We start from the raw sequence: 13,394 nt of genomic DNA, 5'->3' as shown, positions 1-13,394 counted from the left end.
CCACAGTACAGAAAAAATACCACTTTTACGGTTATCTTCGTTGTCATTTTCTGGTAAAATCCTCGCCTAATTTTTTCTAAGTGATATTGCAATGGGTAAAAACGTCGTTGTACTAGGCACCCAATGGGGTGACGAAGGTAAAGGTAAAGTAGTTGATCTACTAACAGATAAAGCTTCTCTTGTTGTGCGTTATCAAGGTGGCCACAACGCGGGTCATACTTTGGTGATCAATGGTGAGAAAACCGTTCTACACTTAATCCCGTCAGGTATTTTACGTGACAACGTTAAGTGTGTAATTGGTAATGGTGTTGTATTAGCACCTGATGCGTTAATGAAAGAAGTGGGTATGCTTGAAGAGCGAGGTGTACCAGTTCGTGAGCGTCTTCTTATCAGTGAAGCATGTCCTCTTATCTTGCCTTACCACGTAGCATTAGACCAAGCGCGTGAGCTAGCGCGTGGCGAAAAAGCGATTGGTACAACTGGTCGTGGTATCGGTCCTGCATATGAAGATAAAGTGGCTCGTCGCGGTCTTCGTGTTGGTGATCTATTCAACCCAGAGCAGTTTGCTGCAAAACTTAAAGAAATTCTTGAGTACCATAACTTCACATTAGTTAACTACTACAAAGTAGACCCAGTTGACTTCCAGAAGACTTATGACGATGCAATGGCTGTTGCTGATATCTTAAAAGCAATGGTTGTAGATGTAACTGAGCTACTTGACCAAACGCGTGAAGCTGGCGACAACATCTTATTTGAAGGTGCTCAAGGTACACTTCTTGATATTGACCACGGTACATACCCATATGTAACGTCGTCAAACACAACTGCTGGCGGTGTTGCGACGGGTGCAGGTTTCGGTCCACTTAACCTAGATTATGTACTTGGTATCGTTAAAGCTTACACTACGCGTGTAGGTTCAGGTCCTTTCCCTACAGAACTTTACGATGGTCTTGATAAGCAAGATCCAGTAGGTAAGCACTTAGGTGACAAAGGCCATGAGTTCGGCGCGACTACAGGTCGTTTACGTCGTACTGGCTGGTTTGATGCTGTTGCAATGCGTCGCGCTGTACAGATCAACTCAATTTCAGGCTTCTGTTTAACTAAACTAGACGTACTTGATGGTGTTGAAACTATTAAGATCTGTACTGGTTATCAGTTAGAAGATGGCACAGTAACAAACGTTACACCACTTGCGGCTGAAGGCTACGAGAAAGTAACACCTGTTTACGAAGAAATGCCAGGCTGGTCTGAAAATACATTTGGTGCAACGTCAGTAGAGCAGCTTCCTGAAGCGGCTATCAACTACATCAAGCGTATCGAAGAAATCACAGGCGTACCAGTAGACATCATTTCTACAGGTCCTGACCGTATCGAAACAATGATTGTTCGTAACCCATTTGGTGCGTAATTCAATCTTGTTGAAAAAGCTGCTTCGGCAGCTTTTTTTATGCCTGAATCTTTTCGTGCTGATTAACCTTGGTATATTTATTGAATGATCTGAGCGTCATTTATATGGGTGAGTGTTTATGTCTCAAAAGCGTCATTTAATCGGCTTACTATTAGCCAGTATAAGTCAATTCTCTTTTGCGCAGCCGGGAGAGTTAAAAGCCGTGCCGCTTTACAGCCAAGCTGAATTAATTGAATTAATTAAAAAGAACCAGCATTTAAAACGAGTCAAAGACGATGAGTGTCAGCTCGTGCAAGATATCGAAGCACGTGCAGAAACCATGGCGTTGCCCTCGTATCAATTTTTGTATGGTGATATGTTGGCCTATGCAGTGTGTGTAGAGCGCGACGTTGAGCTTGGCCTATATTATATGAAACAAGCTGCAGAGCAGGGCTTAGCCTCAGCGCTGGAGCAGTTAGGCAGGTATTACGATGTGGGACAGCTGGTACAAGCTGATAAGGCAATGGCCATTACTTATTTGCGTGAAGCTGCAGCGCAAGGTGATTTAAAAGCGCAAATGCGTTTAGTGCGCTTATTCAATGAAGGTCATGGCAGCCCAAGAGATTATGAAGACGCGTATCGATGGTTATTTCACTCAGTAGTAGCTGACAAAAAAGTTCACAAGCAGATAGAAGCGGCATTGGCAGATCTTGCTAGGAAGATGCCTGCGAGCGTGGTTCGCAGGGCAAGGTTACCAATGTAAAATTGGTAACCTGACTCAATTTATTGTTAACTCACAGCCTCAGATTCATTTTGCAAGTATGAATCTTTCAGTACGCTCATCTTGGGTGGCTGCAGAGCAACGATTTTATCCCCGTCTTTTGGCACATACTTTTGTTCACTTACAAACGGACGAATTTCAATTTGTTCATCATCTTTAGTATTTTCTTCAATAATGAATAGGGGCAGAGCCTCTTTATTTACCTCTTGATATTTTTGCCAATCGAACTCTTCTGTAAGCTTAGTTGCGCTTATCTTGCCTCCTTTTGAGATCAGGCTACTGAGTTTGGCAAAGCTACCTTGTTCACCAAATAAAATTTGGCGAGATAAAAATGTTGCACTGTCCTTGTTTGCTTTGGCGTGGTTGGTAGAAGAACGGAGTGAATATACGCTCTGCTCATTCAATAAATGAGAAAAATACTGTACACCAAGCGCATTATGGTGACGGTTAGGCGATAGAGCTAGCACTTTATTGAGTTGCGTCATGGGTAAGTACCGTTCAGCATGCTCGGATTGTGGGTTGCCGTAGTAACATTGTAGGCCGTCCATACGTGCCATTTTACAGTTCTCCCAGGCAGGATCTGATAAATGCACACTGATATTTTGTTCTTGCAAACCTTTACCTATTGCACGTGCAACATGATTAGCACCAATAATCAGTAGAGTGTTTGGACTTGGCTGGCGGACACCTAAAAACTTAGCGAAGGGGGTGGCAGTTAGGCTTTGAAGTACCACAGTGACTATGATGATTGTGAAGATCAGCGGCACGATTTTTTCGGCATCAGGAATGCCTTTTTCAATCATACTTAACGCAAAAACAGAACCCACTGCAGCGGCAACTATTCCTCGCGGGGCAATCCATGATAGCAATACCCGAGATTTAAACGATAAATCTGAATTAAACGTTGAAACCGCAATACAAATTGGTCGCGCAACGAAAAGTACAATGGCGATAAAGACCAAGGTATTTAAACCTAGTAGCATAAGATCACTCACTTCAAGTCTCGCTGCCAAAAGGATAAAAAGACTGGAGATTAATATCATAGATAAGTCTTCTTTAAACTCTAGTACAGAATCAATTTCTAGGTCGTCTTGATTAGCCAACCAAATACCAAACACAGTGACAGCTAATAAGCCTGACTCATGGCTTAAATGGTTTGAAAGCGTAAAACTGAATAAAACGAGCGCTAAAATGCCAAACTTATGTAGTTCATAAGGCAGCCACTCTTTTCGTATCAATAGGGTAGTGAGCCAGCCACTTATGATACCAATGCCAAGTCCAACCCCAAGTGTTGAGAATAGGGCCCACATGGTATGGCCAAATACCTCGCCACTGCCAACCAGACTGACAGCTTCAAAGACAAGTACTGCGAATAATGCGCCGATAGGGTCGATTACAATGCCTTCCCATCTCAAGACACGGTCAATATCTTGATTTGGTCGCATGGCATTAAGCATAGGCGCAATGACTGTTGGGCCTGTTACAACCAGCACAGCACCTAAAATAGCCGCGACGCGCCAATCTAGTTGTAAAACATAATAACCAGCTAAAGCAATAATGATAAAGGTCGCAAGCATACCTATTGAGCAGAGGTTACGAACAATTTTACCTATGCCTTTTAATTCTCGAAAATGAAGGGTAAGTGCGCCTTCAAAAAGAATAATTGCAACGGATAAAGACACGACAGGGAAGAGTAAATCGCCCAGTAAAAGGTCAGGGTCGAGCTGGCCGGTAACTGGACCAAGTAATAAGCCAACTAATAAAAGAAATAAGATAGCAGGAACTTTAAAGATCCAAGCTAACCATTGCGCAAAGACTGAAAAAACGGCAATTCCAGCAATATAAATAGCTGACATGCACTCTCCTATCATTTAGTCATACGTGAATATGACTAGCTAGTTACTGTGATACCACTCCTCAATAACACTCAATCATTTTGAGGGACTAAAACTGACGCTTGCTTCGTTAAAAATTTCTTATTTAGAACAACTAAATATCAAAATTTTTGCCTTGCTATCGACCAGTTTTCCTTGCCTCAAAATAAATCTCTTAATTAAGAGGATTGGTATAATACCACTCCAAGAATAAAAAAATTTATTAAAAGGAGCGTTATAAAACAAATATATAACGATTTATAAAGTAATTGTCAGTTAATTTTTTTGGCAAAAGACACTCTGAGCTAACCAGCACAATACGATAAAGTCATTTAGTTAAACATAGACCTGATTAGGAGAATATGTACTTAAAATGAAGAATTAATGAAAGGTGGAAAGTGGTGGAGCTAAGCAGGATCGAACTGCTGACCTCCTGCGTGCAAGGCAGGCGCTCTCCCAGCTGAGCTATAGCCCCATATTCCAGTTTGGATACGCTGGAAATTTATATTTTTTTTATTTCTTCGTCAATACTAGCGGTAAAAAAATCACAAAGTTTTTACGCGCTTTGTTACACTGATGGTCAAAATAATAAGCGTTTTGGTCAGTTTACTATGTTGAAATTCCTCTTTCTGTTCGTACTTATGATGATTTTTTTGTCTGGATGTATGACAAAGCCTGATGAGCCTTTTAAGGTTGTAGATCAAACATTACACACACGTCTGGCTGATAATGGTTCAAAATTATTTGCCTTCATTGTGTCCGTTGAGAAACAAGCTCGGGTGAAGTTAGATACTCGAAAAGAGATCTCACGCACCGAGTTTAAGATGTTTTTAAATGAAGAGCATATCGAAGACTCTTCTGCATTAAAGTTAGCTTTAGAAGAACGTGCGGTACAGCTTCTAAAAACGGCTCTAGACGAACAGGGTTATTGCCAGCAAGGTTACGATATTGAAGAAGTGTATTGGAAAGAGCGAAAGGTGCAATTAAGAGGCCAGTGTCGTGACTGAAGTTAATAAGTTAACAGAGTTAGAGAGCTTATTTAAACAATTGAATCTCAATGCAATAAAATACCAACACCCGCCTTTAAACACGTGCCAAGATGCAGATGAACTTAATCTCAATCGGGCTGGTGAAAGAATAAAAAACCTATTTTTACGAGATAACTACGGTAAGCGACATTTTTTATTATTGGTGCCTGCTGACTATCAGGTAGATTTAAAAGCGCTGTCTAAACAGCAACAGTTATCGCGATTGGGATTTGCATCATCTCAACGGTTAGCTAAGTATTTAGGTGTTAAACCGGGCTGTGTTTCTGCATTAGCGGTTTTTAACGATACTGAACAAGTTGTTACAGTATGGGTAGAATCAAGTCTATGGCAGGCTGAGCAATTTCAGTGTCACCCGTTTATCAATGATCAGACTTGGGTGTTAAACAAAGCAGATTTAGAGCGTTTTTTTGAGTATACAAGTCATGCGCCTCAAGTTATAGACGTGCCTTGTTTGTAGTTAGCAAGGCATGCAATAAGCCCGAGTGAGCAACACACTAATAAACAAGCCAAAAACGCGATATAGCCATATTCTTCAAAGATAAACCCGGGCAAGAATGACCCGAGTGCGCCACCACTGTAATAAAAAGACACATAAGCACCATTAGTCACCGAAGCGGGTGCGGAACTAATTTTGTTTGCTAACGGCGCTGCGGTTGCGTGTATAACGAACATACAGCCACAGAAAACGGTAAAGCTGATAATAAATAAGCTCAATATATGACTTGTAAGCATGATGTGGCTTACACAATATAAAATGAACATCAGGCTCAGTAGTGCCCAAGCGTTTTTAATTTTCTTATTAAGCCAGGGGGTACAAACAGATAAAACTGCCCCAACTAGGTAGCCCGTGTAGATAAAACCAATTTCTTTACTATCCGAAATGCCGTATTGGTTTTGTACAATAAAGGGTAAAAAGTTCAGTAATGCGGCAAAGCAAAAAAACATGAAAAATATTGCGATGAATAGCCGTAAAAGAACAGTGTCTTTTAAATGAGCTAAATGAAGCCAGGGCTTTATTTTTTGTTTAGTGGTTTCTTCTTTTCTGAGTTGTTTAGGAATGATTAACGCAAGGACAACTAAGCTCACACTTATTAAGTAGAAAAAGTTCTGCCACTGCCAAAATGCGGCAAAATTTGCTGCAAGCATCCTGCCCAAGTAACCCCCAATAATTGAACTACCAATATACAGAGTCATATTTTTTTGTAGTGCATCGCCTTGAAAAGTGGTGCCGATATAACTTGTCATGCCTATTAGCGCAGCAGGTAATGTAAGGCCTTGTATAAGTCTGCAAATTAATAGTCCTGAGAAGTAATCTGAATAGGCAAAAAGTAAGTTACTTGCAGCAAGGATCAGTAAGGCGATACGCAAAATAGACAATGGATTGAATTGGCTCAGCATAACGCCATAGCAAAGTGGTGCGATGGCAAGTGGGAGCATAGTCACAGTCATTAATGTTCCACTGTTTGCAATTGAAACATCATATAGCTCAGAAAAAATAGGTAGTAGAGGCTGAGGGGCGTATAAGACTAAAAATGTACAGACAGAGCAAAGCAGTAATTTAAATAATGACATGAAGTCTGATACCCAAAACAGCGCAAATAAGAAACTATTGTGCTAAACCTAAATAGACTAGCTAAATATAAAGTTAAATTGCAGAGCATGTTAATGCATGAAACGTATTAAGTTTAAAGCTTTATCAATTAGTTGGTAATTTTTTGCGCTAAATCACACTTTATTTGCTTTACTTTAGTTAGATTGCAGTTGCACCTCTCTTTGTCGTGTCGTGTATCTGAGTTAATATATTGGGAATTGTATTTTCATGGAGTTGCAGCATGGGTTCTCTACAAGACCAATTACTAAAAGCAGGTTTAACGACTGAGCATAAAGCCAAAGTTGCTAAAACCGAAAAACGTAAAGCACAAAAGAAGAAAAAGAAAAAAGGCGCGACAAGTGATCAATCTGACTTACAAAAGCATATTGAACAAACAAAGCTTGAACAGCAGCGCAAAGCCGAAGAGCTAAATCAAGCTAAACAAGCAGAGCTAAAAGAGCGCGAGCAAGTTGCTCGTGTTAAGCAAATATTAGAGCACCACAACCAAGACGAAATTCGTGGTGAAGTGACATTCAACTTTACTTACGACAATAAAGTAAAAGAGTTGGATGTGAACGAGCAAACTAAACAATCCCTATCAAAAGGGCGTTTAGCAATTTGTGTTCTTGAAGGTAAGTTTTATGTACTTCAAGACGAACCAGCACGTAAGATCGCTGAAGTGGACGAGAAATACATTGTTTTCCATGTTGCTGACGATACAGTTGAAAGCGATGAAGACGACCCATATGCGGGTTATGAGATACCAGACGATTTAACTTGGTAAAGTCGTGATTGGGGCAAGTAAAGAATTCATATAGTCACACAAGAAGAGAAAATTATGAGTAAAGTAAAATATCTGGTTTTAGGTGCAGGCATTGCATTCACTGCATTTGCAAACAATGCAGAAGCTGCAGATGGTAAAGCGTTATACACGGCAAAAATGTGCCAAACATGTCATGGTGCTGAAGGTAAAGCACCTATCATGGATGCATACCCTAAAATCAATGGTCAAAACAAAACATACCTACTTAACCAAATGAAAGACATTAAATCTGGCGCGCGCGCTAACGGCATGTCTATGGCAATGAAGGCGATGGTTGCAAATGTATCTGACGCTGAGCTAGAAGCGATTGCTGATTATCTATCAAAAGTTAAGTAATCCACATTGGATTATGAAAAAACCACCGCATGTCGGTGGTTTTTATTTTATTGAACATCGAACAAGAGTCATTTAGACTTCTAAACTTCTAAATTGGCTGGTTGAGCCAAGTTAATATTTTAAGGCAAATTATGTTTGAACTACCAAAACTCAACTTAAAAGACAAAGTCAGCGAACAAGAATGGCAACTTCGTGTTGATTTAGCTGCGTGTTATCGTCTTGTTGAGCATATGCGTTGGGGTGATTTAATTTACACGCATATGTCTGCGCGTTTACCGGGTACAGATCATTACTTGGTGAATGCATTTGGTTTGAGTTTTGATGAAGTGACAGCATCTAATTTAGTGAAGGTCGACTTACAAGGAAATATTTTGGATGACACGCCATTTGAAATAAACCCTGCTGGATTCACCATTCATAGCGCTATTCATGAAGTAAGAGAAGACGCACACTGTGTGATCCATCTTCATACAAAAGAAACCATTGCTGTTGCCAGCCTTGAGTGTGGCCTATTGCCATTAAGCCAACATTCTATGTTCTCATTGCCCTCGCTGTCTTATCACGATTATGAAGGTTTAGCGGTGAATGAAGACGAAAAAGCGCGCCTACAGAATGATTTAGGTACTACCAATCATATGCTGTTAGTTAATCATGGTGGTTTGACAGTAGGTCCAACTGTGGGTGATGCCTTTATGCGTTTTTATGATTTACAGCGAGCTTGTGAAATTCAAGTTGCTATTCAAGCGACGGGCCAAAAAGCCGTGCCTGTGCCTCAACCAATCATTGATAATATTTATAATCAAGCAAATGTCGTTCATAGCGGTAGCACAGGTGGGCAGTTAGCCTGGCCTGCAATGCTTAGAAAAGCGTACCGCCTTGATCCCAGCTTTGCTGAATAGGAGCTAACATGAAAGTAACTCGCGTCGAAGTTTTTGATATCCATTGTCCAGACAGACCAGCTTGGACTCCAGTTTTTGTTCGTATTCATACTGATGAAGGTATCAGTGGGGTAGGTGAAGCAGGCCTTGCCTATGACTTAGGTCACAGTGCTGCAGCGAGTATGATCAAAGAAATGGCAGAAGCTTTTCTTATTGGTCATGACCCATTCCAAACAGAAATGCTTTGGTCACGTATGCTACGTGAAAGTTTCTGGGGATTAGGCGGTGGCCCTGTAGTTTACGCTGCGATGAGTGCCATTGATACTGCACTTTGGGATATTAAAGGCAAAGCATTAAATCTGCCGGTTTATCAACTTCTTGGTGGTAAGGTAAACCCAGAGCTTCGCACCTATGCATCGCAACTACAGTTTGACTGGGATGATGAGTTCAAAGCCCTTGTGCAACCTCATGAATATGCAGAAGCGGCACATAAAGCGATAGCAGAGGGATACGACGCGGTTAAAGTTGACCCTATCATGTATGACAAAGACGGTAATACCTATTACGACCGTACTAAGCTTATCTCTCGTGCAGAAATGAAGCTATACCGTGCGCGTATGGCTTCGATTCGCGAAGCGGTAGGAGATGAAGTAGACATTATTTTTGAATGTCACAGTTTGCCAGGCGCAACATCAGCCATTCAAATTGGTGAGATCGCAGAAGAGTTCGATTGTATGTATTACGAAGAGCCGGTGAATTACTTAAACCACTCTTTACATGCCAAAGTTGCCGATAAAGTGGCAGTGCCAATTGCGGGTGGTGAGCGTTTGTATAACCGCTGGGGTGTACGTCCATATTTAGAAGATCAGAGTGTAGATGTATTACAGCCAGACATTGGTCTATGTGGTGGTTTCACTGAGACGAAGAAAGTATGTGATTACGCTGATATCTTTGATGTTCGTATTCAAGCACATGTATGTGGTGGCCCAGTTGCAACGGCAGCATCGCTGCATTTAGAAACGGCTATTCCGAATTTCTTAATTCATGAACACCATACCTATGCGATTAAGAAATGGAACCGAGAACTGTGTATTCAAGATCCACAGCCGAAAAATGGCGTATTCAAAGCATCAGAAGCACCAGGTATCGGTATTGAGCTAAATGATGAAGTGGTGATGCGTTCTACACGAGTTGAAATAAAATAACAGCTAAACATCACTAAACCTAAAAAAGGGTCACATTACAGTGACCCTTTTAAATGGCTTAAGTTTTAACTCGGTGGTGTATTAACTAAACTTAGCCATCTCATGCTCAAGGTCTTTTGTTAACCCTTTAATGCTGTCTGTTGCGCTATGAGCATGGTGAGATACATTAGCAGTTTGCGCCGCTGTGTCAGAAATTGTGACTACACGCTGAGCAGTATCTTCACCGGCTGCAAGCTGCTCCTTGGCTGCATGGGCTATTTGGTGGCTCATCTGCGAAATAGCGCCTAGCGAGTTGGCAACCATCTGCAAGGCATCACTGGCATCTTTAGACATCTTCACGGTTTTTTCAGACGTCTCTACACTTAAGCTCACTGAGTTTTTAGCCTCTTGTGTCGCAGACTGAAGATTACCAATCATGGTATGGATTTCTTCAGTACTTGATTGAGTTCTTTGCGCTAACTGGCGTACTTCGTCAGCTACTACAGCGAAACCTCGACCTTGCTCACCCGCTCTGGCAGCTTCGATGGCCGCATTTAACGCAAGTAAATTGGTTTGCTCTGCAATGCTTTGAATAACACTCAGTACATTCGCAATATTCTTAACTTCATCATCTAGAATGCGAATATTGTTACCCGCACTATCAATTTGCTGTTCTAATAGCGCGATTGCTTGTGCCGCTTCAGACGTTTGCTTATCAGCATTTTGACCTTGTTGCTCGGCTTCTTGTACTGAGTAAGCGGCCTGCTCGGCATGCTCAACAACAGTTTGCGCCGAGGCTGTCAGTTCAGTAATAGCAGAAGCAACCATTTGGGTTTCTTCACTTAAGCTGCGGGTGAGTTGCTCTAATTCTTCGGAACGAGCTTCACCGTCATGGCTTTGTGCTTGCAATTCAGTACTAACATGTTGGATACCATCGACAACGCCTTTCAGACCCTGCTGCATATATTGCATGGCGGCAATGATACTCTCTTCATTGGCGTTATTGGTGTTGATGTCTGTGCTTAGGTTACCGCGAGATACACGTTTTACGATCGAAAGCACAGTATCGAGTTCGGCGCCTAGTTTGTTAGATAACCCTAAACCAAATTTAGCAAGCGCAAACGATAATGCAGTTGCTATCACGAGTGAAATCGTAAGTAGCCACTGTGCAGTATTCCAATAACGTTCATCGGTTTCTTTGGAGCTAATGCCTGTGCCAACATACCAACCAAACAAACGTGTTTTTTGCACCACAGAAGTCATATCCGCAATTTCACCCTCTCTTAAAGAAGTCCAATGATAGGTGATGATCTGATTGGTTTTGTTGCCTACGAGTCTTTCTACCATGCTACCGATACTGCCGCCACTGGCATCTTTAAAATCATTAAAGCTGGTTCCATGAAGTTGAGGGTCATGCGGTGCAGCAACGAAATTGAGATCATTATCAACGATATAAACATATTCCGAATCGTGATATTTATTTTCTCGCAGCATTTCTGTGGCAAGCTTCTTTGCTTGTGCTTCATCTAATTCACCGATGGTTACATAGTGCTCAAACTGCTCGACGATATTAACCGTGCTTTTCATTAGTTGATTGATGCGTGCAATATTATCGCTTTCACTGGCGCGGCTTAATGTTTGTAAACCAAACACTGCAACCACTAAAAGTGAGATGAAAATTGCCGCAGTAAATAAAATTATTTTTATTCTTAAGGTTATACCTGACAGCACGACGGACTCCTAACTTAGTTCAGTCTTTCATGTCTATCATGATTATAGGGTAGATGTTAAGCGGGGATTGAGAAAATGCAGGATTTATGATGTGATATTTTTTCATAAACCCTGAATACTTATATGGTTATTTGCGAATCAGTTGAACTTCTTGCTCATTTAAAGCGCGGTATTCACCGGGTGCAAGCGTTTCATCTAACTCGATGCCAGCAATATTTTCTCTATGTAATTCAACAACTTTATTTCCAACTGCTGCGAGCATGCGTTTTACTTGGTGGTATTTACCTTCGCAAATAGAGAGTCTTAAGCTGTACGTCGCTAAGCGCTCTGCTTTAGCAGGTAAAGTTGCATCTTTTTCACCATGTAGCATGACACCTTTCTCTAATTGAGACAGCATTTCATCACTGATAGGTTCTAGGGTTTCTACCAAATAAGTTTTAAATTTCCTCTGCTTAGGAGAAGTGACTTTGTGTGACCAATCGCCGTCATTGGTGATGAGGACTAAGCCTGTGGTGTCGATGTCTAGTCGACCTGCAACATGAAAGTTTTTTAAGTTGGGTTCATCAAGTAAATCGAACACGGTGGCGTGCATTTCGTCATTATTGGCACAGATATAATCTTGTGGTTTGTTTAGCATGTAGTAGCGCATACCTAGATACGCTATATGCTCGCCTTGCCATTCAACGTGATCATCTTGTGAGATTGGGTGATCAAACTTTGTGATCAGTTCTCCATTCACTATAGCATTACGTTTTTTTATACCCGCTTTGACTTTAGAGCGAGGTAACTCTGTTATATGGCTAACGAATTTATCTAATCGACAAGGAAATTTCATGTTAAATCACTTTTGTAATGCATTGTAATGGCATTATACGAAAGCCGATATTTTAAATCAGTTCTTTCTGTATACTTCAGGCAATAAATCGTAAACATGAACACTGAGTTGGTAGTCATAGCCCAGTAAATCTTCTAAAGCAAACAGTAAGGTTTCACTGAGAAACTGCTTTTTCTCAATTTCACGTCCCGCCATGATATGGGCTTGGACATGGACAAATCCTGCTTTACCATTACCAAGCTGAAAATGTTGAAAACTATTCGCTCGTGTCTTTACCGTCGTTAAATCAAATAGCGCTGTGCCAATTGCAGCTTGATGAATGGTTGCGACCAGTTCTTCGGTCTGTATATGTAAGTTGTCTGAGTGCTCAATGATAAAGTGCGGCATAGATGACTTCGCTCGTTAATTATGCGTAAATAACGCTATGTTATGTGAATATAGATGTATTGTCAGATGTTTTTAAAACGCACTCTCGGCGCTATTTTGATCACTGCAGGCTTAATGGGTTGTAGTGATGACGCCGCTAAAGTCAGTTTAGGTTTATTTACTACCAAAGATGTGGTGGTTAAAGCGAAGCAAGATCCTCTTGTAACAGGCGTGACTTGTCATATAAGTCATATAGAAGCTGATTTAGATTTTTCAGATCCTTCGGATATGTCAATTGCCTGTCGACAAACAGGCCCAATTACTGCCGAGCAGTTACAGCAAATAGATTTATCAAAAGATGGTGAAGTGGTTTTTAAAGCCTCTAAAAGTATTTTGTTTAAATCATTAAAAGTGCGTCGTATTTACGATGCCGATACGCAAACCTTATTGTATTTGTCTTATTCGACTAAAGAGACCAGTGGTAGTCACCATCATGCTTTATCGAGTGTGCCTTTGTATAACACTCAGGCTTGGAATTGGACTAACAAAGAAAAATAGA

General features: G+C 41.0%; 14 protein-coding genes and 1 tRNA gene. 9 read left to right on the top strand and 6 right to left on the bottom strand.

Going from position 1 to position 13,394, the window contains the following annotated elements:
- Positions 1 to 91 precede the first annotated feature (91 nt).
- Both ACGHEH_RS04755 and ACGHEH_RS04750 read left to right on the top strand, forming a co-directional pair.
- A complete protein-coding gene (locus ACGHEH_RS04755; RefSeq protein WP_058030976.1) occupies positions 92 to 1,408 on the top strand; it encodes an adenylosuccinate synthase in 1,317 nt (438 codons plus the stop codon).
- 118 nt (positions 1,409 to 1,526) lie between these two features.
- Positions 1,527 to 2,150 (top strand): tetratricopeptide repeat protein, encoded by a 624-nt coding sequence (locus ACGHEH_RS04750; RefSeq protein WP_390442231.1) that lies wholly within the window; start codon positions 1,527 to 1,529, stop codon positions 2,148 to 2,150.
- Between the two features lie 26 nt (positions 2,151 to 2,176).
- Here the strand turns inward: ACGHEH_RS04750 and ACGHEH_RS04745 are convergent, their stop codons facing one another.
- Together ACGHEH_RS04745 and ACGHEH_RS04740 are read right to left on the bottom strand one after the other, a co-directional pair.
- A complete protein-coding gene (locus ACGHEH_RS04745; protein ID WP_390442229.1) occupies positions 2,177 to 4,024 on the bottom strand; it encodes a cation:proton antiporter in 1,848 nt (615 codons plus the stop codon).
- A 417-nt stretch (positions 4,025 to 4,441) separates the two neighbouring features.
- A tRNA-Ala gene (locus ACGHEH_RS04740) sits at positions 4,442 to 4,517 on the bottom strand.
- Between the two features lie 190 nt (positions 4,518 to 4,707).
- Here ACGHEH_RS04740 and ACGHEH_RS04735 point away from each other — a divergent pair.
- Complete coding sequence (locus ACGHEH_RS04735) at positions 4,708 to 5,049, top strand: hypothetical protein (protein WP_390442226.1); 342 nt, start codon at positions 4,708 to 4,710, stop codon at positions 5,047 to 5,049.
- A complete protein-coding gene (locus tag ACGHEH_RS04730; RefSeq protein ID WP_390442224.1) occupies positions 5,042 to 5,548 on the top strand; it encodes a prolyl-tRNA synthetase associated domain-containing protein in 507 nt (168 codons plus the stop codon). The genes ACGHEH_RS04735 and ACGHEH_RS04730 overlap by 8 nt, the downstream gene beginning before the upstream one ends.
- On the opposite strand, the gene ACGHEH_RS04725 is transcribed toward ACGHEH_RS04730, so the two are convergent.
- Positions 5,521 to 6,663, bottom strand: a complete 1,143-nt coding sequence (locus ACGHEH_RS04725) for an MFS transporter (RefSeq protein ID WP_390442222.1) — start codon at positions 6,661 to 6,663, stop codon at positions 5,521 to 5,523. The two genes, ACGHEH_RS04730 and ACGHEH_RS04725, sit on opposite strands and share 28 nt — an antisense overlap.
- Before the next feature lie 260 nt (positions 6,664 to 6,923).
- Here ACGHEH_RS04725 and ACGHEH_RS04720 point away from each other — a divergent pair, with 260 nt between their 5' ends.
- The 4 genes from ACGHEH_RS04720 to ACGHEH_RS04705 all read left to right on the top strand — a co-directional run bounded on the left by ACGHEH_RS04720 (position 6,924) and on the right by ACGHEH_RS04705 (position 9,924).
- Positions 6,924 to 7,466, top strand: coding sequence for a DUF2058 domain-containing protein (locus ACGHEH_RS04720; protein ID WP_390442219.1), 543 nt, complete (start codon positions 6,924 to 6,926; stop codon positions 7,464 to 7,466).
- Between the two features lie 54 nt (positions 7,467 to 7,520).
- Positions 7,521 to 7,841: a c-type cytochrome gene (locus ACGHEH_RS04715; protein ID WP_058030971.1), complete on the top strand. Its 321-nt coding sequence runs from the start codon at positions 7,521 to 7,523 to the stop codon at positions 7,839 to 7,841.
- 131 nt (positions 7,842 to 7,972) lie between these two features.
- Positions 7,973 to 8,740 carry a class II aldolase/adducin family protein gene (locus tag ACGHEH_RS04710; RefSeq protein WP_390442217.1) on the top strand — a complete coding sequence of 256 codons (768 nt, stop codon included), beginning with the start codon at positions 7,973 to 7,975 and terminating at the stop codon, positions 8,738 to 8,740.
- A gap of 8 nt (positions 8,741 to 8,748) precedes the next feature.
- A complete protein-coding gene (locus ACGHEH_RS04705; protein ID WP_390442214.1) occupies positions 8,749 to 9,924 on the top strand; it encodes a mandelate racemase/muconate lactonizing enzyme family protein in 1,176 nt (391 codons plus the stop codon).
- Between the two features lie 81 nt (positions 9,925 to 10,005).
- Here ACGHEH_RS04705 and ACGHEH_RS04700 read toward each other — a convergent pair whose 3' ends face one another.
- From ACGHEH_RS04700 to ACGHEH_RS04690, 3 genes are all read right to left on the bottom strand, one after another.
- Positions 10,006 to 11,634: a methyl-accepting chemotaxis protein gene (locus ACGHEH_RS04700; RefSeq protein WP_390442211.1), complete on the bottom strand. Its 1,629-nt coding sequence runs from the start codon at positions 11,632 to 11,634 to the stop codon at positions 10,006 to 10,008.
- A gap of 127 nt (positions 11,635 to 11,761) precedes the next feature.
- On the bottom strand, positions 11,762 to 12,469 hold the full coding sequence (locus ACGHEH_RS04695; protein ID WP_390442208.1) for a pseudouridine synthase: 708 nt from the start codon (positions 12,467 to 12,469) through the stop codon (positions 11,762 to 11,764).
- A 57-nt stretch (positions 12,470 to 12,526) separates the two neighbouring features.
- Positions 12,527 to 12,856 (bottom strand): 5-carboxymethyl-2-hydroxymuconate Delta-isomerase, encoded by a 330-nt coding sequence (locus ACGHEH_RS04690; protein ID WP_390442206.1) that lies wholly within the window; start codon positions 12,854 to 12,856, stop codon positions 12,527 to 12,529.
- 66 nt (positions 12,857 to 12,922) lie between these two features.
- On the opposite strand from ACGHEH_RS04690, the gene ACGHEH_RS04685 reads away from it, so the two are divergent.
- The gene (locus ACGHEH_RS04685; RefSeq protein ID WP_390442203.1) at positions 12,923 to 13,393 is read left to right on the top strand and encodes a CreA family protein; all 471 of its coding nucleotides are present in this window, start codon (positions 12,923 to 12,925) and stop codon (positions 13,391 to 13,393) included.
- Position 13,394: the final 1 nt, after the last annotated feature.

Origin of the sequence: Pseudoalteromonas sp. MTN2-4, from assembly GCF_042848605.1 — a bacterium.
Classification (GTDB): domain Bacteria; phylum Pseudomonadota; class Gammaproteobacteria; order Enterobacterales; family Alteromonadaceae; genus Pseudoalteromonas.
This window is presented reverse-complemented; position numbering and strand designations above follow the sequence as displayed.

Excerpts from the sequence above, each read along its gene's own strand:
- ACGHEH_RS04755 (WP_058030976.1), top strand. The coding sequence starts at position 92 with ATGGGTAAAAACGTCGTTGTACTAGGCACCCAATGGGGTGACGAAGGT.
- ACGHEH_RS04750 (WP_390442231.1), top strand. The coding sequence starts at position 1,527 with ATGTCTCAAAAGCGTCATTTAATCGGCTTACTATTAGCCAGTATAAGT.
- ACGHEH_RS04745 (WP_390442229.1), bottom strand. The coding sequence starts at position 4,024 with ATGTCAGCTATTTATATTGCTGGAATTGCCGTTTTTTCAGTCTTTGCG.
- ACGHEH_RS04735 (WP_390442226.1), top strand. The coding sequence starts at position 4,708 with ATGACAAAGCCTGATGAGCCTTTTAAGGTTGTAGATCAAACATTACAC.
- ACGHEH_RS04725 (WP_390442222.1), bottom strand. The coding sequence starts at position 6,663 with ATGTCATTATTTAAATTACTGCTTTGCTCTGTCTGTACATTTTTAGTC.
- ACGHEH_RS04720 (WP_390442219.1), top strand. The coding sequence starts at position 6,924 with ATGGGTTCTCTACAAGACCAATTACTAAAAGCAGGTTTAACGACTGAG.
- ACGHEH_RS04715 (WP_058030971.1), top strand. The coding sequence starts at position 7,521 with ATGAGTAAAGTAAAATATCTGGTTTTAGGTGCAGGCATTGCATTCACT.
- ACGHEH_RS04710 (WP_390442217.1), top strand. The coding sequence starts at position 7,973 with ATGTTTGAACTACCAAAACTCAACTTAAAAGACAAAGTCAGCGAACAA.
- ACGHEH_RS04705 (WP_390442214.1), top strand. The coding sequence starts at position 8,749 with ATGAAAGTAACTCGCGTCGAAGTTTTTGATATCCATTGTCCAGACAGA.
- ACGHEH_RS04695 (WP_390442208.1), bottom strand. The coding sequence starts at position 12,469 with ATGAAATTTCCTTGTCGATTAGATAAATTCGTTAGCCATATAACAGAG.
- ACGHEH_RS04690 (WP_390442206.1), bottom strand. The coding sequence starts at position 12,856 with ATGCCGCACTTTATCATTGAGCACTCAGACAACTTACATATACAGACC.
- ACGHEH_RS04685 (WP_390442203.1), top strand. The coding sequence starts at position 12,923 with ATGTTTTTAAAACGCACTCTCGGCGCTATTTTGATCACTGCAGGCTTA.